Below are 26063 nucleotides of genomic sequence, written 5' to 3'. Positions count from 1 at the left end.
CTCCATGAACCGAATGTCCCTTGCCGCCCTGCTCAGTTGCCTTCCCCTCGTCGCCTGGGCGGACAACCCCGTGAAACTGGATACGCCGGTCTCCGGCTGGCGTGCCGGCGACGGTTCCGCCGCCAATTACCGGCAGGTGGTGAACTACCCGGCGTCCTCGGTCAACGTCGCCGCCGACCAGGCGACCACCGCGCGCATTCGCGGCGCGATCGAGAGCCAGCCCAAGGACCGCCCGGCGACGCTGGTGGTGAACGGTGTGAGCATGCCACTGAAGGTGGACGCCGATGGCAGCTTCGACCGCCCGTTCGCCTTCCCGTCCGGCAGCAACAGCGTCGAGGTGCGCAACGCCGCCGGGCAGTCGCGACGGGTCCAGTTCTATCACGGTGGCGGCGGCGGGGAAGTGCCGGCCAAGCTGCGCGTGCTGCTGTCCTGGGACAGCGACAACACCGACCTCGACCTGCACCTGGTGACCCCGGACGGCGACCATGTCTGGTATGGCAATCGTTCGCTGGCCAACGGCGCGACCCTGGATGTCGACGTCACCACCGGCTACGGCCCGGAAATCATCGCCACGCCGACGCCGCAGAAGGGGCCCTACCTGGTCTACGTCAACTACTTCGGCGGTGGCTACGGCAGCAGCGAGGATGGCGCCGAACAGGCCGCCCAGGACCTGACCACGGCGCGCATCACCCTGGTCACCGAAGAGGGCACGCCGAACGAGAAACAGGAAACCTTCCTGGTGCCGATGCGCAAGCCTGGCGAGCTGACGCTGGTGAAGCGCTTCAGTTATCCGTAGGCGCCTGCGCTCGGTCCCATAGGGCGGATAACGCCCCTGGCGTTATTCGCCGTCGCTCAGGCATCGGTGTTATCAACCCGTGGCCTGACGGCGGCGCTCATGCCGCTGCGAATGGCTCCTGGGCTCAGGCGGGCTGTTCGCCCTGCCAGGTATCGATCGCTTCCTGCGCCGCACGGAACGCATCGATCGCCGCCGGCACCCCGGCATAGACCGCGCAGTGCAGCAGTGCCTCGCGGATTTCCTCCACCGTGCAGCCGTTGTTCAGCGCACCGCGCACGTGCCCCTTGAGTTCCTGCGGGCACTTCAGGGCGGTCAGGGCGGCCAGGGTGATCAGGCTGCGGGTCTTGCGCGGCAGCGCCTCGCGGGCCCAGACCGAGCCCCAGGCATGCTCGTTGACGAAGTCCTGCAATGGCTGGGTGAAGGCGGTGGCGTTGCCCATGGCGCGCTCGACGAAGGCGTCGCCCATGACTTCACGTCGGATCTCCAGGCCGGTCTTGCCTTGTTCGCTCATCGGAAGGTTCCTGTCGTGGGTAGAAGGTGGCTCAATCCAGCGACTCTATCCGAACCGGCGCCACGCCGCTGCGGATCATACCCAGGCCTTCGGCGGCCTTGCGCGATACATCGATGATCCGTCCGCGGCGGAACGGCCCGCGATCGTTGATCCGCACCACCACGCTGCGGCGGTTGTCGAGGTTGGTTACCCGCACGCGGGTACCGAACGGCAACGTGCGGTGGGCAGCGGTCATTGCGTTGGGGTTGTAGCGCTCGCCGCTGGCGGTACGCAGGCCTGCGTGGCGGCTGCCATAGTAGGAGGCTTCGCCGGTATCCGCGGAACCGCTGCCGGCGAGGCTGGAGCAGCCGGCGAGGAACAGGGGCAGGACGGCGAGGGCGAGGCGCGCGGCGGCGGATGGGGTGGGCATGGACAACAGGCTCCTGGCGGACAAGAAGACGCCGGGCGAACCCGGCGTCTGGCTTTGACTCACGCTTCGAGCTTTTTCTTCAGCAACTCGTTCACCTGCTGCGGGTTGGCCTTGCCTTTCGAGGCCTTCATCGCCTGGCCGACGAAGAAGCCGAACATCTTGCCGCGCTTGGCCTCGTCGGCGGCGCGGTACTGCTCGACCTGCTCGGCGTTGGCCGCCAGCACCTCGTCGAGCATCTTCTCGATGGCGCCACTGTCGGTGACCTGCTTCAGGCCCTTGGCCTCGATGATCTGGTCGGCGGAACCCTCGCCGTTGGCCATGGCTTCGAAGACCATCTTGGCGATCTTGCCGGAGATGGTGTTGTCCTTGATGCGCAGGATCATGCCGCCCAGTTGCTCGGCGGACACCGGAGACTGCTCGATCTCCAGGCCGTCCTTGTTGAGCAGGCTGCCCAGCTCGACCATCACCCAGTTGGCCGCCAGCTTGGCGTCGCCGCAGATGCCCTGGACCTTCTCGAAGTAGTCGGCCATCTCGCGGCTGGCGGACAGCACGCTGGCATCGTAGGTGGACAGGCCGTACTGGCTCTCGAAGCGTTCGCGCTTCTGCACCGGCAGTTCCGGCAGTTGCTCGCGCAGCTTCGCCAGGTACTCGGGCTCGATGACCACCGGCAGCAGGTCGGGACAGGGGAAGTAACGGTAGTCGTTGGCTTCTTCCTTGCCGCGCATGGAGCGGGTCTCGTCCTTGTTCGGGTCGTACAGGCGGGTTTCCTGGACCACCTTGCCGCCGTCCTCGATCAGCTCGATCTGGCGCTGGATCTCGTGGTTGATCGCCTTCTCGATGAAGCGGAAGGAGTTGACGTTCTTGATCTCGGCGCGGGTGCCGAATTCGGCCTGGCCCTTCGGTCGTACCGAGACGTTGCAGTCGCAGCGCAGCGAGCCCTCGGCCATGTTGCCGTCGCAGATGCCCAGGTAGCGCACCAGGGCGTGGATCGCCTTGACGTAGGCCACGGCTTCCTTGGCGCTGCGGATGTCCGGCTCGGAAACGATCTCCAGCAACGGCGTGCCGGCGCGGTTCAGGTCGATGCCGCTCATGCCCTGGAAGTCTTCGTGCAGGCTCTTGCCGGCGTCCTCCTCCAGGTGCGCGCGGGTGATGCCGATGCGCTTGGTGGTGCCGTCTTCCAGGGTGATGTCGAGATGGCCCTTGCCGACGATGGGATGGTCCATCTGGCTGGTCTGGTAGCCCTTCGGCAGGTCGGGGTAGAAGTAGTTCTTGCGGGCGAACACGTTCTGCCGGTCGATCCGTGCGTCGATCGCCAGGCCGAACAGGCAGGCCATGCGTACGGCCTCCTCGTTGAGCACCGGCAGGGTGCCCGGCATGGCCAGGTCGACCAGGCTGGCTTGGGTATTCGGCGCGGCGCCGAAGGCGGTCGAGCTGCCGGAGAAGATCTTCGATTGGGTGGCGAGCTGTGCGTGGATTTCCAGCCCGATCACGGTTTCCCATTGCATGTGGTGTTCCTCAATCCTTCTGTGCCTGCGCAGTCCCGCTGCCGACCCTGCGGGTCGCCCTCTCCGCGCCGGGAGAGGGGAGGGGACTGCGTGGCGTTGCCATGGCTTAGAAGCCGGCCGGGGTGCGGGTGTGCCAGTCGCTGACCTGCTGGTACTGGTGCGCGACGTTGAGCAGGCGGCCTTCCTGGAAGTAGGGCGCGAGCAACTGGACACCCACCGGCAGGCCGTCGACGAAGCCGGCGGGCATGGACAGCCCCGGCAGGCCGGCGAGGTTGGCGGTGATGGTGTAGATGTCTTCCAGGTACTGGGAAACCGGGTCGTCGTTCTTCTCGCCGATCTTCCAGGCCGGGTTCGGCGTGGTCGGGCCGAGGATCACGTCCACTTCGGCAAAGGCGCTGACGAAGTCGTTCTTGATCAGCCGGCGAATCTTCTGAGCCTGCAGGTAATAGGCATCGTAGTAGCCGGCCGACAGTGCGTAGGTGCCGACCATGATGCGGTTCTTCACTTCGCTGCCGAAGCCTTCCGCGCGCGAGCGCTTGTACAGGTCTTCCAGGTTCTGCGGGGCGTCGCAACGATAGCCATAGCGCACGCCGTCGAAGCGCGACAGGTTGGAGGACGCCTCGGCCGGCGCGATTACGTAGTAGGCCGGGATGGCGTGCTGCATGTTCGGCAGGGAAATGTCCTTCACCGTGGCGCCGAGCGTCTTCAGCTCCTCGACCACGGCCAGCACCGCGTCGGCGATGCGGCTGTCGAGGCCGGCGCCGAAGTATTCCCGCGGCAGGCCGATGCGCAGGCCGCTCAGCGGCTTCTGCAGGGCGGCCAGGTAGTCGTCCACCGGCTGTTCGACGCTGGTCGAGTCCTTCGGATCGAATCCGGCCATCACCCCCAGCATCAGCGCGCAGTCCTCGGCGGTGCGCGCCAGCGGGCCGCCCTGGTCGAGGCTGGAAGCGTAGGCGATCATGCCCCAGCGGGAAACCCGGCCGTAGGTTGGCTTGATCCCGGTGAGGTTGGTCAGCGCCGCCGGTTGGCGGATCGAGCCGCCGGTATCGGTGCCGGTGGCGGCCGGCAGCAGGCGCGCGGCGACTGCCGCGGCGGAACCGCCGGAGGAGCCGCCCGGCACGCGGTCGAGGCTCCAGGGGTTCTTCACCGCGCCGTAGTGGCTGGACTGGTTCGACGAGCCCATGGCGAATTCATCCATGTTCAGCTTGCCGAGGGTAACGGCGCCGGCGGCGGTGAGCTTCTCGACCACGGTGGCGTCGTAGGGCGAGACGAAGTTGTCGAGCATCTTCGAACCGCAGCTGGTGCGTACGCCCTGGGTGCAGAACAGGTCCTTGTGGGCGATCGGCGCGCCGAGCAGGGCGCCGTTCTCGCCGTTGGCGCGCCGTTCGTCGGCTGCCTTGGCCTGGGCAATGGCCAGGTCGTCGGTGATGCTGATGAAACTGTTGAGCTGGGGATCCAGCTGCCGGATGCGACCGAGCAGGGTGCGGGTCAGCTCTTCGGCGGAAAATTGCTTGTCGGCGAGGGCGCGGGCGATCTCGGCGAGGGTCAATTGATGCAGCATGTGTCCGCGTCCTTATGACTCGATGACTTTCGGAACCAGGTACAGACCTTCTTCCACGGCGGGGGCGATGGTCTGGTAGGCGTCGCGGTGATCGGTCTCGGTGACCGCGTCCGGGCGCAGGCGCTGGGTGGCTTCCAGCGGATGGGCGAGCGGTTCGACGCCGCTGGTGTCGACCGCCTGCATCTGGTCGATCAGGCCGAGGATGTTGTTCAGGGTCTCGGTGGTGCGCGGAAGATCGGCCTCGCTCAGGCCCAGGCGGGCGAGATGGGCGATTTTTTCCACGTCGGAGCGTTCAAGCGCCATCGGGAGTCTCCAGCAAAAGCGGCCTTGGAAGGGCGGCGGGGCGCCATGCGTTATATAAGGCAGGGAACGGATGCCGCGGTCGGCGGTCTAATTCCGCCTGGACGGGCCTTGTGGGGCCGGGAAAAGCCTGCAATTTAGCATATTGCCCGCCTTGCCCAAAATCCCCGTCGTTGTTAGAGTTTGCCGCACTTTTTTACCCGCGTATTTTTCACCCACGCTTCGCCTAGGGTTTCTTTCCCATGTTCAAAAAATTGCGTGGCATGTTTTCCAGCGATCTGTCGATCGACCTGGGTACTGCCAATACCCTTATTTATGTGCGCGAGCGCGGCATCGTCCTGAACGAACCGTCCGTGGTCGCCATTCGCAGCCATGGCAGCCAGAAGAGCGTCGTCGCCGTGGGCACCGAGGCCAAGCGCATGCTCGGCCGTACCCCGGGCAACATCGCCGCCATCCGTCCGATGAAAGACGGCGTGATCGCGGATTTCAGCGTCTGCGAGAAGATGCTGCAGTACTTCATCAACAAGGTCCACGAGAACAGCTTCCTGCAGCCCAGCCCACGCGTGCTGATCTGCGTGCCGTGCAAGTCCACCCAGGTTGAGCGCCGGGCCATCCGCGAATCCGCCCTGGGCGCCGGCGCCCGCGAGGTGTTCCTNGAGCCGATGGCTGCCGCCATCGGCGCCGGCCTGCCGGTCGAGGAGGCCCGCGGCTCGATGGTCGTAGACATCGGCGGCGGCACTACCGAGATCGCCCTGATTTCCCTCAACGGTGTTGTCTACGCCGAATCCGTCCGCGTCGGCGGCGACCGCTTCGACGAAGCCATCGTCACCTACGTGCGCCGCAACTACGGCAGCCTGATCGGCGAATCCACCGCCGAGCGCATCAAGCAGGAGATCGGCACCGCCTTCCCGGGCGGCGACGTTCGCGAAGTCGACGTCCGCGGCCGCAACCTGGCCGAAGGCGTACCGCGCAGCTTCACCCTGAACTCCAACGAGGTCCTCGAGGCCCTGCAGGAGTCCCTGGCGACCATCGTCCAGGCGGTCAAGAGCGCCCTCGAGCAATCGCCGCCGGAGCTGGCCTCGGATATCGCCGAGCGCGGCCTGGTGCTGACCGGCGGTGGCGCGCTGCTGCGCGACCTGGACAAGCTGCTGGCACAGGAAACCGGCCTGCCGGTGATCGTCGCCGAGGAGCCGCTCACCTGCGTGGCTCGCGGCGGTGGCCGTGCGCTGGAGATGATGGACCGCCACTCCATGGACCTGCTCTCCACCGAGTAAGGTGGCGAGCATCGTCGCCTAGGAGCGGATCATCAAACCGCTATTCTCCAAAGGCCCGTCGCTGGGCGTTCGCCTGTTGGTGCTGGCCGTGCTGTCGGTCAGCCTGATGGTGGTGGACGCCCGGTTCGACTATCTGGAGCCCGTCCGCAGCAAGCTGGGGATGGTGCTCACGCCTTTCTACGGCCTGGCGGAAATGCCGGTGCGCGCCTGGGAAGGCGTGCGCGACCAGTTCAGCAGCCGTAGCGAGCTGATCGCCGAGAACGAACGCCTCAAGGCCGAGTCCCTGCTGATGCAGCGCCGGGTGCAGAAACTCGCCGCGCTCACCGAGCAGAACGTGCGCCTGCGCGAGCTGCTCAATTCCGCTGCGCTGGTCGACGACAAGGTACTGGTCAGCGAGCTGATCGGCGTCGATCCGAACCCCTTCACCCAACGCATCATGATCGACAAGGGCGAGAACGACGGCGTCTTCGTCGGCCAGCCGGTGCTCGATGCCAGCGGCCTGATGGGCCAGGTGGTCGAGGTGATGCCCTATACCGCGCGGGTCCTGCTGCTCACCGACACCACCCACAGTATCCCGGTGCAGGTCAATCGCAACGGCCTGCGCGCCATCGCCGTCGGCACCGGCAATCCCGAGCGCCTGGAATTGCGCTACGTCGCCGACACCGCCGACATCAAGGAAGGCGACCTACTGGTCAGCTCCGGCCTGGGGCAGCGCTTCCCCGCCGGCTATCCGGTGGCCACGGTCAAGGAAGTGATCCACGATTCCGGCCAGCCATTCGCCGTGGTGCGCGCGGTGCCGACCGCGAAGATGAACCGTAGCCGCTACGTGCTGCTGGTGTTCAGCGACAGCCGCACCCCGGAACAGCGCGCCAACGACGCCGCCGAGGCCCAGGAAGAGGCGGACAAGAAAGCCGCCGCCGGCGCCCAGGCGCCCCAGCCTGCCGCGCAACCGGCCGCCGCGCCGTCGCCGGCCACCCCGGCAGCCCAGGGTGCTGCGCAGCAGCCCGCCGCCGCGCCCGCGCCAGCTCCCACGCAGCCTGCCGCTCCGGCGGCCAACGGGGGACGCCGCTGATGGCTCGCGCGACTCAAGGTTCGAACAATGTCTGGGTGATCTGGCTGAGCCTGCTGGTCGGGCTGGTGCTGGCCGTAGCGCCGATGCCTACCTTCACCGAGATCGGCCGCCCGCTGTGGCTGGCGATGCTGCTGACCTACTGGGTGTTGCTGCTGCCCGAGCGCGTCGGGATGGTCACCGCCTGGCTGCTCGGCCTGGCCCAGGACGTGCTCTACGGCAACCTGCTCGGGCAGAACGCGCTGATCCTCGGCCTGATCACCTTCCTCGTGCTGTCCCTGCACCAGCGCCTGCGCATGTTCCCGGCCTGGCAGCAGTGCCTGGTGCTGGTGGTGGTCTACGGCCTGGCGCAGCTGCTCCAGCTCTGGCTCAACGCCCTGACCGGCAATCGCCCGCCGACCCTGACCTTCCTGCTCCCGGCCCTGGTCAGCGCGCTGCTCTGGCCCTGGGTGTACGCCCTGCTGCAGTTCGTCCGCCTGCGTCTCAACGTGAGGTAGGTCCGCTTCGCAGCTATGCTGCGGCGGATATCGTCATTCTTCGAAACGGGTGATCGGCGCATCGCCCGACGCGTTTCCCGGGAGCCTCCATGCCGTCGCTGTATCTCGCCTCCGCCTCGCCCCGTCGCCGTGAACTGCTGACCCAGATCGGCGTGCCGCTGTCCGTGCTCGCCACCGCTATCGACGAGTCCCCCTTGCCGAACGAAGCGCCCGCCGCCTACGTCGAGCGCCTGGCGCGCGGCAAGGCGGCCGCCGGGCTGGCTATGCTGGAAGGGCGCGGCGAGGACGGTTATGTCCTGGGCGCGGATACCTCGGTGGTGATCGACGGGCGAATTCTCGGCAAGCCCGTGGACCAGGCCGAGGGGCTGGCCATGCTGGCTGCGCTGTCCGGGCGCGAACACCAGGTTCTCACCGCCGTGGCCCTGGCCGCCGCTGGCGGCGTCGAGGCGCGGGTAGTGGAGTGCCGGGTGCGCTTCCGCCAGGTCGCCCCGGAAGAAGCGCTGCGCTACTGGCAGAGCGGCGAGCCGGCGGACAAGGCGGGCGGATATGCGATCCAGGGCCTCGGAGCGATATTCGTCAGCCGCATCGAAGGCAGTTACAGTGCGGTGGTCGGGCTGCCTTTGTGTGAAACTGCGGAACTGTTGAGGGAATTCGGCATCCCTTGCTGGCAGCCCGTGGGTGGCAACCCGCCGTAACGCCTAACGCGCCGAAATAAGGACAGTGGACGCATGAGCGAAGAGATCCTGATCAATATCACGCCGATGGAGTCGCGCGTGGCGGTGGTGGAAAACGGCGTCCTGCAGGAAGTGCATGTCGAACGCACCCAGCGGCGCGGCATCGTCGGCAATATCTACAAGGGGCGGGTGGTACGGGTACTGCCGGGGATGCAGGCGGCGTTCGTCGACATCGGCCTGGAACGTGCGGCGTTCATCCATGCCGCCGAGATATCCAATCGCGAAGGCAGTGCCGTGGAAAGCATCAGTGCCCTGGTCCATGAGGGGCAGGCGCTGGTGGTGCAGGTGACCAAGGATCCGATCGGCACCAAGGGCGCACGGCTGACCACCCACCTGTCGATTCCTTCGCGCTATCTGGTGTACATGCCGCGCACCAGTCATGTCGGGATATCCCTGCGGATCGAGGACGAAGTCGAGCGCGAGCGCCTGAAGAAGGTGGTGGCCGACTGCGTGGCGGCGGAAGGCATCGAGGGGCAGGGCGGCTTCATCCTGCGCACCGCCGCGGAAGGCGCGGGCGAGGACGAGATTCTCGCCGACATCCGCTACCTTCGCCGGCTATGGGACCAGATCGCCGCGCAGATCCAGACCGTCGGCGCGCCTTCGGTGATCTACGAAGACCTGTCCCTGGCGATCCGTACCCTGCGCGACCTGGTGAACCCGCGGATCGAGAAGATCCGCATCGACTCGCGAGAGAACTTCCAGAAGATCACTTCCTTCGTCGAAGAATTGATGCCGGAGATTTCCGATCGCCTCGAACACTACCCGGGCGAGCGACCGATCTTCGATCTCTACGGCGTCGAGGACGAAATCCAGAAAGCCCTGGAGCGCAAGGTACTGCTGAAGTCCGGCGGCTACCTGATCGTCGATCCGACCGAGGCGATGACCACCATCGACGTGAACACCGGCGCCTTCGTCGGCCATCGCAACCTCGAGGAAACCATCTTCAAGACCAACCTCGAGGCGGCCACCGCGATCGCCCGCCAGCTGCGCCTGCGCAACCTGGGCGGGATCATCATCATCGACTTCATCGACATGGAGGACGAGGAGCATCGCCGGCAGGTCCTGCGCACCCTGGAGAAGCAACTGGAGCGCGACCACGCGAAGACCAACATCATCGGCATCACCGAGTTGGGCCTGGTGCAGATGACCCGCAAGCGCACCCGCGAAAGCCTGGTGCAGATCCTCTGCGAGCCGTGCCCCTGCTGCCAGGGACGCGGCATGCTGAAGACTGCGGAAACCACCTGCTACGAGATTTTCCGTGAGATCCTCCGCGAGGCGCGTGCCTACCAGGCCGACTCCTACCTGGTGCTGGCCAACCAGAAGGTGGTGGACCGGCTGCTCGACGAGGAGTCGGGTAACGTCGCCGATCTCGAGGCGTTCATCGGCCGCACCATCAAGTTCCAGGTCGAGGCGATGTACTCGCAGGAGCAATATGACGTGGTCCTGCTCTGAGGCGTATGGCTGAAATGGCGGATGTGGGAAGCCTCGGAACGCGACTGCTACGGATCGTCCTGGGTCTGTGCGCCCTGGTACTGGTGCTGCTGGCGCTGTACGTCAGCCTTGGCCGGCAACTGGTGCCGCTGGTGGCCGAATACCGCCAGCAGCTGGAGGACGAAGCTGGCAAGCAACTCGGCATACCGGTGCGGATTGCCGAGCTGACGGGCTCCTGGCGCGGCTTCGAGCCTCTGGTGGTAGCGCGCGACATTCAGGTCGGCGACGGCGAACAGAGTCTGCGCCTGGCGCGGGTGCGGCTGGCGCCGGACCTGCTCGGCAGCCTGCTGGCGCGCCAGGTGCGGATCGGCAGCCTGGAGCTGGAGGGACTCAAGCTGACTCTGCGCGAAGGCGAGGATGGCCAGTGGAGCCTGGATGGCCTGCCGCACAGTGACAAGCCCAGCGATCCCCGGAAACTCCTGCAATTCCTGCTGCAGACCCAACGCATCTCGCTGCTGGACAGTCAACTGGAGGTGGCGCCGCGGGGAAGCGCAGCGTTGTCGCTCAGCGCGGTCGGCGCGACCCTGCGCAGTTCATCGGTTGGTGGGCAGAGTCTCGATGCCCGCCTGCAACTGCCGGATGGCCAACCCCTGGCGCTGCACGCCGAAGGGCGGATCGACAGTGAGGACTGGCCGCGCAGCAGCGCCAGGTTCTATCTCAGCCTGCCGCAGAGCGACTGGGCACAATGGTTGCCGGCCGGTCTGACCCAGGAATGGACGATCGTCCGGGCCAAGGCCGGCGGCGACTTCTGGTTCGACTGGCGCGACGGCAAGGCGCAACGGCTGGTGGCACGGCTGCTGGCGCCGCAGTTGAAGGCGTCGTATGCCGCGCGCAAGCCGGTGGAAATCAACGACCTGGGCATGAACCTGTTCTTCGATCGCGAAGCGCAGGGCTGGAAGGTTCGGGTCGGCGACCTGGCGGCGAATTTCGGCGAGCAGCGCTGGGGCGAGGTGGAGTTACTGTTGCGTCGCGACCAGCAGAACAACGAGCCACACTGGAAGCTGCAGGCCGACCGCGTCGACCTGACGCCCCTGGTGCCGGCGATAGAAGCGCTGGCGCCGCTGCCGGACGCGGCGGCGGAGTGGGTGGCGGGCCTGAAGCCGAAGGGCATCCTGCACAACCTGAACGCCGATTTCTGGCCGCAGCGAGAGGTGCCCGAGCGGGTCAGCTACGCAACCAACCTGGAAAAGGTCGGTATCTCGGCGTTCCATGAGGTCCCGGCGGTGGAAAACGTCAGCGGCACCTTGACCGGCACCCTGGCCGGAGGCCAGCTCGACGCATCGGCGCAGGATTTCATGCTGCACCTGGCGAAGGTATTTCCCGAGCCGTGGCGCTACCGCGAGGCCCGCACGCGGATGTTCTGGAGCCTGGACGACCGCGCCTTCACCCTCGGCAGCCACCTGATGCGGGTCGAGGGCGAGGAGGGCAGCCTGGCCGGCGACATGCTGATCCGCCTGATGCGCGATCCCGGCGCTGAAGACTACATGGACCTGCAGGTCGGCCTCAGCGACGGCGACGCGCGCTTCACCGCCAAGTACCTGCCGACCCAGTTGCCGGGAATGAACAAAAGCCTGGCGAACTGGTTGAAGACGGCGATCCGCAGTGGCCATGTCGAGCAGGGCTACTTCCAGTGGCAGGGCTCGCTGAACCGCGGCGCGGCGGCCGAAGCCCACGTCATGAACCTCTACTTCAAGGTCCGCGACGGCGAGCTGGCCTACCAGCCCGGCTGGCCCGTCCTGAGCAAAACGGTCGGCGAGGTGTTCGTCGAGGATTCCGGAGTCCGCGTGCTGGCCTCCAGCGGGAATCTGTTGAATTCCCGGGTCAGCGACGTCAAGGTCGACATTCCCCTCGGCCGTCCGGGACAGACGCCGCACCTGTATGTGGATGGGGCCGTCGACAGTAACCTGAAGGACGGCATCAAGCTGCTCCAGGAAGCGCCGATCCCGACCCGCAAGATCTTCGCCGGCTGGGAGGGCGATGGGCCCTTGCAGGGCCACCTGAAGCTGGATATTCCGCTGGACCACGACGAGGCCGGCAAGACCGGGGTGGTCGTGGATTTCTCCACCGTGGGCGCGACCCTGAAGATGCCCAGTCCGAAGCTGGATATGAGCGAAGTGAAGGGCGACTTCCGGTTCGACCTGGCCAAGGGCCTGAGCGCCCCGGCGGTGCAGGCCCGGGTGCTGGGCAACGAGGTACGCGGGCGGATCGTCGCCGAGGGGCGCGGCGATGCGCGCACGCGCTTGCTGCTCAACGGCCAGGTGGCGGTCAAGTCGCTGAGCGACTGGCTCGGCGCTGGCCAGCGTCCGTTGCCGGTCTCGGGACGCCTGCCGTTCCAGCTCAACCTGCTGCTGGATGGCAAGGACAGCCAGTTGCAGATCGATTCGGATCTCAAGGGCGCCGTCGTCGACCTGCCGGCGCCGTTCGGCAAGACGGCCGCCCAGGCGCGGCCGACCCAATGGCGGATGACCCTGGATGGCGCCGAACGGCGTTACTGGGCGCGTTACGACGGCCTCGCCAGCCTGGCCTATGCGGCCCCGGCGGACAAGCCGCTGAACGGACGCGGCGCCCTGCGCCTGGGCGGTGACCCGGCGTTGCTGCCCTCGGCACAGGGGCTGCGGGTGCGCGGGCGTTTGGCGGAACTGGACTGGGACGCCTGGCAGGCCACCCTGAAGCGCTACGGCAACGGCGACCAGGCCGCCAGTAGCGCTGCGGGCCTGCTGCGCGGCGCCGACCTGCGCATCGACAGCTTCAAGGGCTTCGGTCAGGAGCTGAAGAACCTGACCGTCGACCTGGCCCGCCAGGAGCGGGCCTGGCAACTGGTGCTGGTCAGCGACCTCGCATCGGGGCGCCTGGTCCTGCCGGATGCCAGGGGCGCGCCGATCGTGGTCGATCTGGACCGCCTGAACCTGCCGAAGTCGACCCTTCCCGACGAGAACAAGGTGGAGGATTCGGACCCGCTGGCCGCCGTCGATCCGCGCAGCCTGCCGGCGGTAGACGTGAAGATCGGCCAGGTCGCCCTCGGCGGCCAGCCGCTGGGCGCCTGGAGCCTGAAGGTACGGCCGGGCAGCAACGGCGTGGCGTTCAACGACCTGGACCTCGACCTGCGTGGCCTGCACGTCAACGGCAGCCTGCGTTGGGACGGCAGTCCGGGCAATACCCGCAGCACCTATCAGGGCCGGATCGAGGGCAAGAACCTGGCGGATGTGCTCAAGGCCTGGAATTTCGCGCCGAGTGCCACCAGCGAACGTTTCCGCATGGATATCAACGGCCAGTGGCCGGGATCGCCGGCCTACATGGCCCTGAAGCGCTTCAGCGGCAGCATGGATGCATCGCTGCGCAAGGGGCAGTTCGTCGAGGTCGAAGGCAGCGCCCAGGCGCTGCGAGTGTTTGGCCTGCTCAATTTCAACGCGATCAACCGCCGGCTGCGCCTGGATTTCTCGGACATCCTCGGCAAGGGACTGAGCTATGACCGGGTGAAGGGGGTTCTCTCCGCCACCGACGGCGTCTACGTCACCCGCGAGCCGCTGAAGCTGGAAGGACCGTCGAGCAACCTGGAGTTGAACGGTACCCTGGACCTGGCTCACGATCGGATCGACGCCAAGCTGCTGGTGACCTTGCCATTGACCAACAACCTGACCCTGGCGGCACTGATAGTTGGCGGTCCGGCGGTCGGCGGCGCGGTCTTCGTCGTCGACAAGTTGCTCGGCGACCGGGTCTCGCGCTTCGCCAGCGTGCAATACAGCGTCAAGGGCCCCTGGCAGGATCCGAAGATCAGCTTCGACAAGCCATTCGAGAAGCCCCGCTGAGCGGCGCCCGGTGCCGCGACGCGGCGCTTTCGTCCGCAAGGAGGAAACCATGTCCATTGCCGTGATCCAGATGGTCAGCCAGGACGACGTGACGGCCAACCTGGCCGCCGCCCGTCGCCTGCTGGAACAGGCCGCCGAGGGCGGGGCGCGGCTCGCCGTGCTACCGGAAAACTTCGCCGCCATGGGCCGGCGCGACCTGGCCGAACTGGGGCGCGCCGAGGCGCGGGGGAACGGGCCTATCCTGCCGTGGTTGAATTCCGCCGCTCGCGACCTCAGGTTGTGGATAGTCGCCGGAACGTTGCCGCTGCCGCCGGATGGGCAACCCGAGGCGAAGGCGAATGCCTGTTCGCTGCTGATCGACGAGCACGGAGAGCGGGTCGCCCGCTACGACAAGCTGCACCTGTTCGATGTGGATGTAGCCGATGCGCGGGGCCGCTATCGTGAATCCGACGACTATGCTTTCGGTCAGAAGATCGTGGTGGCGGATACGCCGGTCGGCCGCCTCGGCCTGACGGTCTGCTACGACCTGCGTTTTCCGGAGCTCTATACCGCCCTGCGCGAGGCCGGCGCGGAGCTGATCACGGCGCCGTCGGCGTTCACCGCGGTGACCGGCGCGGCGCACTGGCAGGTACTGGTCCGCGCCCGCGCCATCGAGACCCAGTGCTACCTGCTGGCGGCCGGACAGGGTGGCGTCCACCCACGGGGCCGGGAGACGTTCGGCCATTCGGCCATCGTCGATCCCTGGGGCCGGGTCCTGGCCGAGCGGCCGCAGGGCGAAGCGGTGCTGCTGGCGGTGCGCGACGCCGCAGAACAGGCGGATATCCGCCGGCGCATGCCGGTGGTGGCGCACAGACGATTTTTCCCGCCGGCCGAACCGCGGCCGGCGCGTACGGAGTGAATATGAGCGAGTTGTTGTCATCCGTCAGCCAGCAATTGCTGGCCCCCGGTGGTCTGGAACTGGACAGCCTGCCCGGCATTCTTCATGAACTGAACGGCCCGGGCATCGATGCCGCCGACCTGTATTTCCAGAGTCAGGTCTCCGAGTCGTGGATGCTCGAGGACGGCATCGTCAAGGAAGGCAGCTTCAATCTCGACCAGGGTGTCGGGGTACGCGCGCAGTCGGGCGAGAAGACCGGCTTCGCCTATAGCAATGCGATCACCGCCGAGGCGTTGAAACAGGCCGCGGTGGCGGCCCGTTCGATTTCCCGTGCGGGACAGAACGGCAGCGTGCAGGCGTTCAAGGCCGTGGTGCCGGCTCGCCTGTACGCCGGCGAGAACCCGTTGGACGTGCTCAGCCGTGCCGAGAAGGTCGAGTTGCTGAAGCAGATCGACGCCGCTACCCGTGCGCTCGATCCCCGCATCCAGCAGGTCACGGTGAGCATGGCCGGCGTCTGGGAGCAGATCCTGGTAGCGGCCAGCGACGGTTCTCTGGCCGCCGACATTCGTCCGCTGGTGCGTTTCAACGTCAGCGTGATCGTCGAACAGAACGGCCGACGCGAACGCGGCGGCCACGGCGGCGGCGGTCGCACCGACTATCGCTATTTCCTCCAGGAGGATCGCGCCATGGGCTACGCCCGCGAGGCCCTGCGCCAGGCACTGGTCAACCTCGAGGCGATTCCCGCGCCGGCCGGCACCCTGCCGGTGGTGATGGGCGCGGGTTGGTCCGGGGTCCTGCTCCACGAAGCGGTCGGCCACGGCCTGGAGGGCGACTTCAACCGCAAGGGCAGCTCCGCCTACAGCGGCCGGGTCGGCGAAAAGGTCGCCTCGAGCCTGTGCACCATCGTCGACGACGGCACCCTGGCCGGGCGTCGCGGCTCGCTGAGCGTGGATGACGAAGGCACGCCGAGCAACTGCAACGTGCTGATCGAGAACGGCGTGCTCAAGGGCTACATGCAGGACAAGCTCAACGCCCGCCTGATGGGCGTGGCGCGCACCGGTAACGGCCGCCGCGAGTCCTACGCGCACCTGCCGATGCCACGCATGACCAACACCTACATGCTGGCCGGCGAGAGCGATCCGCAGGAAATCATCGCCTCGGTGGAGAAGGGTATCTACTGCGCCAACCTCGGCGGTGGCCAGGTCGATATCACCAGCGGCAAGTTCGTGTTCTCCACCAGCGAGGCCTACCTGATCGAGAACGGCAGGATCACCACCCCGGTGAAAGGCGCCACCCTGATCGGCAACGGTCCGGAAGCGATGAGCCGGGTGTCCATGGTCGGCAACGACCTGGCCCTGGACAGTGGCGTGGGAACCTGCGGGAAGGACGGTCAGTCGGTGCCGGTCGGCGTCGGCCAGCCGACCCTGAAGATCGATGCGATCACCGTCGGCGGCACCGGCGCCTGAGGCATGGCCCGGGCGCCGGCGCGGCGAAACCTAGCGCAGGCCGCGCTTGGTTTCGTCCAGCTCGCGGATGTACTTGAACACTTTGCGTGCGGCGGCCGGCGGTTTGTTGTGCGCGGCCTCGTGCTGGGCGTGGCGGACCAGGCCGCGCAGGTGCTGGCGATCGCACTCGGGGAACTCCCCGACGAAGGCGTCGAGCGCTGCGTCGCCGCCGGCGATCAACTGGTCGCGCCAACGTTCGAGGGCATGGAAACGTTCGTTGTACTGGCGGGTGGAGGAGTCCACCTGGTCGACGATGGCGTCCACGTCCTGGTCGCGCATCAGTTTGCCGATGTACTGGATATGCCGTTTGCGGGCGATGTGCGCCTTGTGCTTCGGCGCCTCGAGCAGCGCCTTGCGTAGCGGGTCGGTGAGCGGCAGGCGCTCCAGCAACTGCGGTTGCAGGGTGGTCAGGCGCTCGCCGAGGTCCTGCAGGGCATGCAGCTCGCGTTTGATCTGCGACTTGCTCTTCTCTTCGAATTGCGAGTCGTCGTCGTGAAATTCAGCCATGGTGGTGGTCCAGTGGAAAACGCCGCCATGATAACGAGTCAGGGGCCGCTTGTCCGGCCCGGCCGCGTGGGCGGCCACGTCAACAGGAGAGTCAACAGATGAGTCTACATGCCGCGGCAGTCGGTCCCTCCGTGCTTCCGGACCTTCGCGAGCAGGTCGAGCAGATCATCGCCGAGGCCCGCCGCCAGGGCGCCAGTGCCTGCGAAGTGGCGGTGTCGCTGGAGCAGGGCCTGTCCACCAGCGTGCGCCAGGGCGAGGTGGAAACCGTCGAGTTCAACCGTGACCAAGGTTTCGGCATCACCCTCTACGCAGGCCAGCGCAAGGGCTCGGCGAGCACCTCGGCGACCGGCGAGGCGGCCATCCGCGAGACGGTGGCGGCGGCGCTGGCGATCGCCCGCCATACCTCCGAGGACGAATGCGCCGGTCTCGCCGATGCCGCGTTGATGGCCCGCGAGTTGCCCGAGCTGGACCTCTATCATCCATGGAGCCTGAGTCCCGAGCAGGCCGTGGAACGTGCCCTGGCTTGCGAGGCAGCGGCGTTCGCCGCCGACAAGCGGGTGACCAAGGCCGACGGCACCACCCTGAATACCCACCAGGGCTGCCGGGTATACGGTAACAGCCACGGTTTCATCGGTGGTTACGCCAGCACCCGGCACAGCCTCAGCTGCGTGATGATCGCCGAGGGCGAAGGACAGATGCAGCGTGACTATTGGTATGACGTCAACCGCCGTGGTGAGGCCTTGGCCAGCGCCGAGTCGATCGGCCGGCGCGCCGCCGAGCGCGCCGCCAGCCGACTGGGCGCGCGGCCGGTGCAGACCGCCGAAGTGCCGGTGCTGTTCGCTCCGGAAATCGCTGTTGGCCTGTTCGGCCATTTCCTCGGGGCGATCTCAGGCGGCAGCCTGTATCGCAAGTCATCCTTCCTCGAAGGCGCGCTGGGCCAGCGCCTGTTTCCCGAGTGGCTGAGCATCGACGAGCGGCCGCACCTGGTCGGCGCGCTCGGCAGCGCCAGCTTCGATAGCGACGGCCTGGCGACCTATGCCAAGCCATTCGTCGAGAACGGCGAGCTGGTGTCCTATGTCCTGGGCACCTATTCCGGGCGCAAGCTCGGCCTGCCGAGCACGGCCAACGCCGGCGGCGTGCATAACCTGTTCGTCAGCCATGGCGACGAGGACCAGGCCGCTCTCATACGCAGGATGGGGCGTGGCCTGCTGGTCACCGAGTTGATGGGGCAGGGCGTCAACCTGGTGACCGGCGATTATTCCCGCGGCGCCGCCGGCTACTGGGTCGAGAACGGCGAGATCCAGTTCCCGGTCCAGGAAGTCACCATCGCCGCCAACCTGCGCGACCTGTTCCGCCGTATCGTCGCGGTCGGCAAGGACATCGAACGGCGCGGCAACCTGCATACCGGTTCTGTACTGGTCGAGTCGATGATGGTGGCCGGGCGCTGAGGCCGGGTTTCCCTCTATAAAACGCCAGCGCTCGTCGCTGGCGTTTTCGTTTCCGCCTGTTCAATTGTCCGCCTCTATGGGGACCATGCTTGTCTTTTGCCAAGAAGAAAACAATAATCAATCTCATTATCGTCTGGTGAGGTTGCCATGTCCTTCGAGGCGCACGACCCGCAAGCATTGGATCACTGGTACTGGCTGGGCACGCAGATCCGCTGCGCGCTCGATCCCGACGAACCGCGCCTGCTCGACCAGTACCTCGGCGAGGCGCGCTATCTCGCCGGTTGGGAAGGTGTGGCCGCCTGGCCGCTGTTCGAGAAAGCCTACAACCTCCTGCTCGATACCGGTCGCGATCCGATATTGCCCTGGCACTGGCGCAGCCTCTGCCTCGACTACGCCTACCGGCCCCTCTGCGAACTTCAGCGACTGACCACCAACGGCAGCCAGCGACGCCGGCTGCGCCAGCTCTCCGTACGAATGGCCAGGCAGGACCTGGCGCCGTCGATGAGCTTCGATCACCCGCAACAAGGAAACCAAGATGACTGACACCCGCATCGAACGCGACAGCATGGGCGAACTGGCGGTCCCGGCGACCGCCCTCTATGGCGCCCAGACCCAGCGCGCGGTGAACAACTTCCCGGTCAGCGGCCAACGCATGCCCCAGGCCTTCGTCCGCGCCCTGCTGCTGGCCAAGGCCGCGGCGGCGCGGGCGAACGTCTCCCTGCAGCAACTGGATGCACCGATGGGCGAGGCGATCGCCGAGACCTGCCTGCAACTGCTGCAGGAGGACTTCATGCAGCATTTCCCGGTGGATGTGTTCCAGACCGGCTCCGGCACCAGTTCCAACATGAACGCCAACGAAGTGGTGGCGACCCTGGCCAGTCGTCGCCTGGGCGGCAAGGTCAATCCGAACGACCATGTGAACTGCGGGCAGAGCAGCAACGACATCATTCCCTCGACCATCCACATCAGTGCCGCCCTCGAGATCAGCGAACGCCTGCTGCCGGCGCTGCGCCACCTGGAGCAGACTATCCAGAGCAAGGCCGGCGAAGTGCATGCCTATGTGAAGACCGGCCGCACCCACCTGATGGATGCGATGCCGGTACGCATGAGCCAGGTGCTCGGTGGCTGGGCGCAGCAGGTGCGACAGGCCGGCGTGCACATCGAGAGCGTACTTCCTGCCTTGCAGCAGTTGGCACAGGGCGGCACCGCGGTGGGCACCGGGATCAACGCCCATCCGCGGTTCGCCGAACGTTTCAGCCAGGAGCTGAACGACCTGACCGGGTTGGCGTTCCGCCCCGGCGACGACTTCTTCGCCCTGATCGGTTCGCAGGACACGGCGGTCGCTGCGTCCGGCCAGTTGAAGACCCTGGCCGTGACCCTGATGAAGCTGGCCAACGACCTGCGCTGGATGAACTCCGGGCCGCTTGCCGGGCTCGGCGAGATCGAGCTGGAAGCGCTGCAACCAGGCTCCTCGATCATGCCCGGCAAGGTCAACCCGGTGATCCCGGAGGCCACCGCGATGGTCGCCGCCCAGGTGATCGGCAATGACGCCGCCATTGCCGTCGCCGGCCAATCGGGCAACTTCGAACTGAACGTGATGCTGCCGCTGGTGGCGGACAACCTGTTGCACAGCATCCAGTTGCTGGCCAACGTCAGCCGGCTGCTGGCGGACAAGGCCATCGCCAGCTTCAAGGTCAACCAGGGCAAGCTCAGCGAGGCGTTGGCGCGCAACCCGATCCTGGTCACTGCGCTGAACCCGATCATCGGCTACCAGAAGGCTGCGGAAATCGCCAAGCAGGCCTATCGCGAGGGACGGCCGATCATCGATGTGGCGCTGGAAAACACCGATCTGGACCGTGCGCGCCTGGAGGTGTTGCTGGATCCGGAAAAACTCACGGCTGGCGGCCTCTGAGGCCGCCCCACCACTGGAGGTACCGCCATGCGTCATTGGCAACGAACGATCGAACAGGGCAACCGCTGTTTCGTCACCGGCGCATTGATCGATGCGCGTGAGCACTACCTCCATGCCCTGGCCCTGGCCCAGGTGCTGCTGGAACGCTGGGGCGACGCCGACGAGGCGGTGATGGCGTTCGTGATTTCCCATCACAACCTGGCCGACTTGCACCTGCAACTGGAGCAACCGGAGGAGACCGCAGAATACCTGTGCGCCTGCCACGAGCGCCTGTTGCGGGTCAGCGCCGACCAGAAGCTGCCGCTGGCCCTGCGCCAGGCGGCCCAGCATCACAGCCGGCGCACCTATGTCGAACTGCTGTCGTTCATCGGCGAACACGGTGCCTATCCGCGCACCGAGCGCCTGCTCAAGGGACCGCCGAACGCGGAGGTCCGACCCGAGTTCCTCGCTCCGCCCCCCTCACTTCGCTATCACTGACGGAGAGTTTCCATGCCCCACGCCTTGCCGCCCTTGCCTTACGCCTACGATGCCCTGGAACCGCACATCGATGCGCTGACCATGGATATCCACCACAGCAAGCACCACCAGACCTATGTGAACAACCTGAACGCCGCGCTGGAAGGCACGCCCTATGCCGAGCAGCCGGTGGAAAGCCTGCTGCGGCAACTGGCTGGTCTGCCGGAGAAGCTGCGCACCCCGGTTGTCAACAATGGCGGTGGGCATGCCAACCACTCGCTGTTCTGGACCGTGATGTCGCCCCAGGGCGGTGGCCGTCCCGATGGCGACCTGGGGCGGGCCATCGATGAGCAGCTCGGGGGCTTCGAGGCGTTCAAGGATGCGTTCACCAAGGCTGCGCTGACCCGCTTCGGCAGCGGCTGGGCCTGGCTCAGCGTGACTCCCCAGGGCAGCTTGCTGGTGGAGAGCAGCGGCAACCAGGACAGCCCGCTGATGAACGGCAATACGCCGATCCTCGGCCTGGACGTATGGGAGCACGCCTATTACCTGAAGTACCAGAACCGCCGCCCGGAATACATCGGCGCTTTCTACAACGTGATCGACTGGCGGGAGGTCGCGCGTCGCTATGCGCAAGCCCTGGCCTAGTGTTACCCGTGATGCGAGATGGCTGGCCGGCAGCCTGGCGGTGCGGCGATGAAGGCGTTGCTCCATGGCATCGCCGAAGGTAACGGGCGGACGCTGCGCAACCTGCTGGGCCTGCTGATCTTCATCGGCGGCGGCTACCTGCTCGGCCGCCACGCGCTGTTGCTGGCCGAACTCAACCTGCCGGCGCCCATCGTGCTGGCATTGAAAGGCGGCCTGCTCTGTGCCTTCGGTACCGCTCTCGGGGCGATGCCGGTGCTGGTGGTGAAGACCATGCCGGCGCGCCTGTCGGATGCGCTGCTGGGCTTCGGTGCCGGCGTGATGCTCTCGGCGACGGCCTTCTCGCTGATCATGCCGGCGCTATCCGCGGCCGGCGACCTCGGCTACTCGAAGTTCGGCGCGGGGTTCCTGGTCAGCTTCGGCCTGGCGGTCGGCGTGATGGGGCTGTTCATCCTCGGCCGGCTGATGCCGGACGTCCATCCCGGTTGCGAGGGCGCGCCACTGTCCGGTGGCATTCCCCCGCGCATCCTGCTGTTCGTCACGGCCATCGTCCTGCACAACATCCCCGAAGGCATGGCGGTTGGCGTGTCGGCCGGTGCCGGCCTGGACGAGGCGAACGGCCTCGCCCTGGGCATCGCTCTGCAGGATGTGCCGGAAGGTCTGGTGGTGGCGCTGGTGCTGGCCGGAGTCGGTATGTCGCGTTTCAAGGCGATGCTGGTCGGTGCCGCGTCGGGCCTGGTCGAGCCGCTGTTCGCGGTGCTCTGCGCCTGGCTGGTCGGCCTCTCCGCGCTGCTCCTGCCCTGGGGGCTGGCCGCCGCGGGGGGAGCGATGCTCTTCGTGGTCACCCACGAGATCATTCCCGAGTCCCACCGCCAGGGACATGCCGCCGAGGCTACGCTGGGCCTGGTGTTCGGTTTCTGCCTGATGATGGTGCTGGATACCGCGCTGGGCTAGGGGATTCATCCGACCCGCGCTGAATTGACGCCGGCCGCAATCGCCGGAAAGGAAAAGCCGCCAGTTGGCGGCTTTTTCGTTGTCGCTGGGAAGAGCCTACTCGCCCTCGTCGAACCTGTTGTTGATCAGTTCGACCAGCGCGTTCAACGCCTCGTCTTCCTGTTCGCCTTCGGTATGCAGGTGCAGGTTGGTGCCCTTGCCGGCAGCCAGCATCATCACGGCCATGATGCTCTTGCCGTCGACGCAGCTTTCAGGATTGCGGCCGACCCGGACCTGGCAAGGGTAGCGCCCCGCGACGCCGACGAACTTGGCCGCCGCGCGGGCGTGCAGACCGAGCTTGTTGATGATGGTGATCTCGAGGGCGGGCATCTTGGGGAGTCTGTCCTTCTTGTTATGGGCTAGCTGCTGAGATCGCGGTGGCGAATCTGCACGTTCTTCAGGGAATCCCTGAGTGCAGCGCCAATCCGCTCGGCGAGGTAGACCGAACGATGGTGCCCGCCGGTACAGCCTATCGCAACTGTTACATATGAGCGGTTACTGGCGGCGAAGCGCGGCAGCCATTTGTTCAGGTAGCCGACGATGTCCTGGTACATTTCCTCGACGTCCGGCTGGGCGGCCAGATACTCGCGGACTTCCGGCTCCAGCCCCGAATGATCGCGCAACTCGGGCTTCCAGTAGGGGTTCGGCAGGCAGCGCACATCGAACACCAGGTCGGCGTCGACTGGCATGCCGCGCTTGAAGCCAAAGGATTCGACGAGGAACGCGGTGCCGGGCTCCGGCTTGTTCAACAGGCGCAGTTTGATGGTGTCGCGCAGCTGATAGAGGTTGAGGCTGGTGGTGTCCAGCTTCAGGTCGGCGAGGTCGGCGATCGGTCCGAGCAATTGGCTCTCGTCGCCAATCGCCTCCGCCAGCGAACGGGTGTCGGTAGTCAGCGGGTGGCGCCGGCGGGTTTCCGAGAATCGTTTGAGCAGCGTCTCGTCGTCGGCGTCGAGATACAGCACATCGCAGTTGATGTGGTTGTCCCGCACTTCCTGCAACAGTTCGGGGAAGCGCTGCAACTGGCTGGGCAGGTTGCGGGCGTCGATCGACACCGCCACCTGTGGCTGCAGTAGCTCCGTGTGCAACAGGGCGCGCTGCGCCAGGTCGGGAAGCAGGCTGGCGGGAAGGTTGTCGATGCAATAGAAGCCGTTGTCTTCGAGGACGTTCAGGGCGGTGCTCTTGCCCGAGCCCGAGCGGCCACTGACGATGATCAGGCGCATGTCATTGCCCGTTCTGTACGTCTACCACGATCTGATAAAGCGCTTCGGCGGTGGGAGCGCTGCGCAGGCGGTCGCGTACGTCGGCACGGTCGAGCATGGCGGCGATCTGCCGGAGCAGTTCGAGATGTTCTTCGGTCGCGGCCTCCGGTACCAGCAGGACGAAGAGCAGGTCGACCGGCGCGCCGTCCAGCGCGTCGAAGTCCACGGGAGCATCCAGGTGCAGCACGGCGCTGATGGGGCTCTGGCAGCCAGACAGGCGGCAGTGCGGAATGGCGATGCCATTGCCGAAGCCGGTGGAACCGAGTTTTTCCCGGGCCACCAGGTTTTCGAAGATGGTCTGGGCGTCGAACTCCGGCAGCTCCCTGGCTACCAGGTTGGCGATTTGTTCGAGTACGCGTTTCTTGCTGCCGCCCGGCACGTTCACGAGGGAACGGCCGGGGGTCAGGATTTGCTCAAGTCGGATCATAGGGGAGGGGAGATCAGCGGGCGCCTACGCCTTGCTGCCGTTCGAGATACTTCTCTTTGTGTTTGATCAGTTGACGGTCGAGTTTGTCGATCAGCAGGTCGATGGCCGCGTACATGTCCTCATGTTCCGCATTGGCTACGATCTCGCCACCGGCGATGCGCAGGGTGGCTTCGATCTTCTGCTTCAGTTTCTCGACCTCCATGATCACCTGAACATTGGTGATCTTGTCGAAATGGCGCTCCAGACGGCTCAGTTTCTCGCCGACATAGTCGCGCAGGGCGTCGGTCACATCCAGTTGATGGCCACTGATGTTGACTTGCATACCGCGTTCTCCTTGTTGCCCGTGTGTAAGTGGCAGGTTAGCAACCTGCCTCCGGAACACCTTGGCGTGGATCAACGTCACACCAGTCGCTTGCGCTCGCTCGAAGGGGCTATGCCCAGGGATTCGCGGTATTTGGCGACGGTGCGGCGAGCCACTTGAATGCCCTGTGCCTCCAGTAAACCAGCGATCTTGCTGTCGCTCAATGGCTTTTTCGCATTTTCCGCGGCCACCAGTTTCTTGATGATCGCGCGGATCGCGGTGGACGAGCATTCCCCGCCTTCGGCGGTACTGACGTGACTTGAAAAGAAATATTTCAGCTCGAAAATGCCGCGCGGCGTATGCATGTATTTCTGCGTGGTGACCCGCGAAATGGTCGATTCGTGCATGCCCACCGCTTCGGCGATGTCGTGCAGGACCAGCGGCTTCATGGCTTCTTCGCCGTAGTCGAGGAAACCGCGCTGGTGCTCGACGATCTGGGTGGCGACCTTCATCAGCGTTTCGTTGCGGCTCTGCAGGCTCTTGATGAACCAGCGGGCTTCCTGCAACTGGTTGCGCATGAAGGTATTGTCGGCGCTGCTGTCGGCGCGGCGGACCATGCCGGCGTAGGTGGCGTTGACGCGCAGGCGTGGCATCGCCTCCTGGTTCAGCTCGACCAGCCAGCGCTCGTTGTCCTTGCGCACGATGACGTCGGGGACGATGTATTCGGCTTCGCTCGATTCGATCTGCGAACCGGGCCGGGGATGCAGGCACTGGATCAGCTCGATGACCTGGCGCAGTTCGTCTTCCTTGAGCTTCATGCGCCGCATCAATTGGCTGTAGTCGCGGCCGCCGAGCAGGTCGAGGTAGTCGGATACCAGGCGCAGCGCTTCGTTCAGCCAGGGCGTGGTGGACGGCAACTGGCGCAGTTGCAGCAGCAGGCACTCGCGCAGGTTGCGGGCGCCGATGCCGGCGGGTTCCAGTTGCTGGATGCGGCGCAGCACGACTTCCACTTCGTCGAGCTCGACGTCCAGTTCCGGATCGATGGCGGCGAGGATTTCCTCGAGGGACTCTTCGAGGTAGCCATCGTTGTTGATGCTATCGATGATGGTCACCGCGATCATCCGATCGGTGTCCGACATCGGTGCCAGGTTGACCTGCCAGAGCAGGTGGCTGTGCAGGCTCTCGCCGCTGCTGGTGCGCGCGGTGAAGTCCCATTCGTCATCGTCGTTGCTGGGCAGGCTGCTGGCGCTGGTCTGGTAGATGTCTTCCCAGGCGGTATCCACCGGCAACTCGCTGGGTATGCGTTCGCTCCACTGGTCGTCGTCGAGGCTTTCGACGCTGGGCGTGGCGCTTTCCTGGAGAGGGCTCTCCTGGGGCGCGCTGGCCGCCTGTTCGGCGCCATCGGCGAGAGGGTCGCTGTTGTCGAAATCGTCGCCGTCTTCCTGGCGTTCGAGCATGGGATTGGATTCCAGCGCTTCCTGGATTTCCTGCTGGAGGTCCAGGGTGGATAGCTGGAGGAGGCGTATGGCCTGTTGCAGCTGCGGCGTCATCGTCAGCTGCTGGCCCATCTTGAGGACTAGCGATGGTTTCATGGCTGAGGGCTTAGTACCTTATTCGCTGGTACCGGATGGCACCATCCACTACTACGGGTGCCGAGGTGGCGGCACCGCCAGGAAGCAAATTATATGCCTGAATTTTCGTACTTTGCCTAGGGTTGCTCTGAATAAATCATCCGCTCCAGGCGGCACTCGTGGTTGCGAAACCGCGGGCGAGCGGAACCGCT

Annotated in this window: 26 protein-coding genes; 15 read left to right on the top strand and 11 right to left on the bottom strand. The window is 66.0% G+C overall.

The annotated features are described in order from the left end of the window. The first annotated feature begins 4 nt into the window (after window positions 1-4). Window positions 5-796, top strand: coding sequence for a YfaP family protein (locus ACTJJX_RS07745; protein WP_003112868.1), 792 nt, complete (start codon window positions 5-7; stop codon window positions 794-796). A gap of 124 nt (window positions 797-920) precedes the next feature. Here ACTJJX_RS07745 and ACTJJX_RS07740 read toward each other — a convergent pair whose 3' ends face one another. The 5 genes from ACTJJX_RS07740 to gatC all read right to left on the bottom strand — a co-directional run bounded on the left by ACTJJX_RS07740 (window position 921) and on the right by gatC (window position 5085). Then, window positions 921-1307, bottom strand: coding sequence for a carboxymuconolactone decarboxylase family protein (locus tag ACTJJX_RS07740; RefSeq protein ID WP_003094405.1), 387 nt, complete (start codon window positions 1305-1307; stop codon window positions 921-923). A 31-nt stretch (window positions 1308-1338) separates the two neighbouring features. Continuing rightward, window positions 1339-1716 (bottom strand): septal ring lytic transglycosylase RlpA family protein, encoded by a 378-nt coding sequence (locus tag ACTJJX_RS07735; protein WP_003116225.1) that lies wholly within the window; start codon window positions 1714-1716, stop codon window positions 1339-1341. A gap of 59 nt (window positions 1717-1775) precedes the next feature. Then, window positions 1776-3236 (bottom strand): Asp-tRNA(Asn)/Glu-tRNA(Gln) amidotransferase subunit GatB, encoded by a 1461-nt coding sequence (gene gatB, locus ACTJJX_RS07730; protein ID WP_223218630.1) that lies wholly within the window; start codon window positions 3234-3236, stop codon window positions 1776-1778. Between the two features lie 91 nt (window positions 3237-3327). Then, the gene (gatA, locus tag ACTJJX_RS07725) at window positions 3328-4782 is read right to left on the bottom strand and encodes an Asp-tRNA(Asn)/Glu-tRNA(Gln) amidotransferase subunit GatA (RefSeq protein ID WP_003112871.1); all 1455 of its coding nucleotides are present in this window, start codon (window positions 4780-4782) and stop codon (window positions 3328-3330) included. 12 nt (window positions 4783-4794) lie between these two features. Further along, window positions 4795-5085 (bottom strand): Asp-tRNA(Asn)/Glu-tRNA(Gln) amidotransferase subunit GatC, encoded by a 291-nt coding sequence (gene gatC, locus ACTJJX_RS07720; RefSeq protein WP_003106543.1) that lies wholly within the window; start codon window positions 5083-5085, stop codon window positions 4795-4797. Between the two features lie 239 nt (window positions 5086-5324). Between gatC and mreB the strand changes: the two genes are divergently transcribed. The 8 genes from mreB (at window position 5325) to tldD (ending at window position 16296) form a co-directional block, all read left to right on the top strand. Further along, window positions 5325-6356: a rod shape-determining protein MreB gene (gene mreB / locus ACTJJX_RS07715; RefSeq protein ID WP_440781966.1), complete on the top strand. Its 1032-nt coding sequence runs from the start codon at window positions 5325-5327 to the stop codon at window positions 6354-6356. 31 nt (window positions 6357-6387) lie between these two features. Beyond that, window positions 6388-7428 (top strand): rod shape-determining protein MreC, encoded by a 1041-nt coding sequence (gene mreC / locus ACTJJX_RS07710; protein ID WP_071533941.1) that lies wholly within the window; start codon window positions 6388-6390, stop codon window positions 7426-7428. Beyond that, window positions 7428-7922: a rod shape-determining protein MreD gene (gene mreD / locus ACTJJX_RS07705; RefSeq protein ID WP_003094389.1), complete on the top strand. Its 495-nt coding sequence runs from the start codon at window positions 7428-7430 to the stop codon at window positions 7920-7922. Before mreC ends, mreD begins: the two co-directional genes overlap by 1 nt. A gap of 89 nt (window positions 7923-8011) precedes the next feature. Next, complete coding sequence (locus ACTJJX_RS07700; protein WP_003116221.1) at window positions 8012-8617, top strand: Maf family protein; 606 nt, start codon at window positions 8012-8014, stop codon at window positions 8615-8617. Between the two features lie 33 nt (window positions 8618-8650). Continuing rightward, entirely contained in the window at window positions 8651-10108 is a 1458-nt protein-coding gene (gene rng, locus ACTJJX_RS07695; RefSeq protein WP_003094386.1) for a ribonuclease G, read from the top strand. 14 nt (window positions 10109-10122) lie between these two features. Further along, window positions 10123-13953 carry a YhdP family protein gene (locus ACTJJX_RS07690; protein WP_023082641.1) on the top strand — a complete coding sequence of 1277 codons (3831 nt, stop codon included), beginning with the start codon at window positions 10123-10125 and terminating at the stop codon, window positions 13951-13953. Window positions 13954-14002: 49 nt separating this feature from the next. Beyond that, window positions 14003-14851 (top strand): carbon-nitrogen hydrolase family protein, encoded by an 849-nt coding sequence (locus ACTJJX_RS07685; RefSeq protein WP_003112739.1) that lies wholly within the window; start codon window positions 14003-14005, stop codon window positions 14849-14851. Between the two features lie 2 nt (window positions 14852-14853). After that, window positions 14854-16296, top strand: coding sequence for a metalloprotease TldD (tldD, locus tag ACTJJX_RS07680; protein ID WP_003098866.1), 1443 nt, complete (start codon window positions 14854-14856; stop codon window positions 16294-16296). Window positions 16297-16326: 30 nt separating this feature from the next. On the opposite strand, the gene yjgA is transcribed toward tldD, so the two are convergent. Beyond that, on the bottom strand, window positions 16327-16842 hold the full coding sequence (gene yjgA / locus ACTJJX_RS07675; RefSeq protein WP_023082640.1) for a ribosome biogenesis factor YjgA: 516 nt from the start codon (window positions 16840-16842) through the stop codon (window positions 16327-16329). 98 nt (window positions 16843-16940) lie between these two features. On the opposite strand from yjgA, the gene pmbA reads away from it, so the two are divergent. From pmbA to ACTJJX_RS07645, 6 genes are all read left to right on the top strand, one after another. After that, window positions 16941-18290 carry a metalloprotease PmbA gene (gene pmbA / locus ACTJJX_RS07670; protein WP_003110024.1) on the top strand — a complete coding sequence of 450 codons (1350 nt, stop codon included), beginning with the start codon at window positions 16941-16943 and terminating at the stop codon, window positions 18288-18290. 147 nt (window positions 18291-18437) lie between these two features. Then, complete coding sequence (locus ACTJJX_RS07665) at window positions 18438-18833, top strand: hypothetical protein (RefSeq protein WP_003094374.1); 396 nt, start codon at window positions 18438-18440, stop codon at window positions 18831-18833. After that, window positions 18826-20202 (top strand): class II fumarate hydratase FumC, encoded by a 1377-nt coding sequence (gene fumC / locus ACTJJX_RS07660; protein ID WP_003098863.1) that lies wholly within the window; start codon window positions 18826-18828, stop codon window positions 20200-20202. The genes ACTJJX_RS07665 and fumC overlap by 8 nt, the downstream gene beginning before the upstream one ends. Window positions 20203-20229: 27 nt before the next feature. Then, the gene (locus tag ACTJJX_RS07655; RefSeq protein ID WP_003094369.1) at window positions 20230-20679 is read left to right on the top strand and encodes a hypothetical protein; all 450 of its coding nucleotides are present in this window, start codon (window positions 20230-20232) and stop codon (window positions 20677-20679) included. A gap of 12 nt (window positions 20680-20691) precedes the next feature. Then, window positions 20692-21303, top strand: a complete 612-nt coding sequence (locus ACTJJX_RS07650; protein WP_016852110.1) for a superoxide dismutase — start codon at window positions 20692-20694, stop codon at window positions 21301-21303. 18 nt (window positions 21304-21321) lie between these two features. Continuing rightward, a complete protein-coding gene (locus tag ACTJJX_RS07645; RefSeq protein WP_003123303.1) occupies window positions 21322-22254 on the top strand; it encodes a ZIP family metal transporter in 933 nt (310 codons plus the stop codon). A gap of 96 nt (window positions 22255-22350) precedes the next feature. Here ACTJJX_RS07645 and ACTJJX_RS07640 read toward each other — a convergent pair whose 3' ends face one another. From ACTJJX_RS07640 to ACTJJX_RS07620, 5 genes are all read right to left on the bottom strand, one after another. Further along, window positions 22351-22623, bottom strand: coding sequence for an HPr family phosphocarrier protein (locus ACTJJX_RS07640; RefSeq protein WP_003094362.1), 273 nt, complete (start codon window positions 22621-22623; stop codon window positions 22351-22353). Window positions 22624-22652: 29 nt separating this feature from the next. After that, complete coding sequence (gene rapZ / locus ACTJJX_RS07635; protein ID WP_003094361.1) at window positions 22653-23513, bottom strand: RNase adapter RapZ; 861 nt, start codon at window positions 23511-23513, stop codon at window positions 22653-22655. 1 nt (window position 23514) lies between these two features. Continuing rightward, window positions 23515-23979: a PTS IIA-like nitrogen regulatory protein PtsN gene (ptsN, locus tag ACTJJX_RS07630; RefSeq protein WP_003098853.1), complete on the bottom strand. Its 465-nt coding sequence runs from the start codon at window positions 23977-23979 to the stop codon at window positions 23515-23517. Between the two features lie 13 nt (window positions 23980-23992). Beyond that, a complete protein-coding gene (gene hpf / locus ACTJJX_RS07625; protein ID WP_003094359.1) occupies window positions 23993-24301 on the bottom strand; it encodes a ribosome hibernation-promoting factor, HPF/YfiA family in 309 nt (102 codons plus the stop codon). 77 nt (window positions 24302-24378) lie between these two features. Further along, window positions 24379-25872: an RNA polymerase factor sigma-54 gene (locus ACTJJX_RS07620; protein WP_003094357.1), complete on the bottom strand. Its 1494-nt coding sequence runs from the start codon at window positions 25870-25872 to the stop codon at window positions 24379-24381. Window positions 25873-26063: the final 191 nt, after the last annotated feature.

This window comes from Pseudomonas sp. 22490 (assembly GCF_052044465.1).
GTDB lineage: Bacteria > Pseudomonadota > Gammaproteobacteria > Pseudomonadales > Pseudomonadaceae > Pseudomonas > Pseudomonas aeruginosa.
Note: the sequence above shows the minus strand (reverse complement) of the source record. Positions and strands in the feature narration are given on the sequence as shown.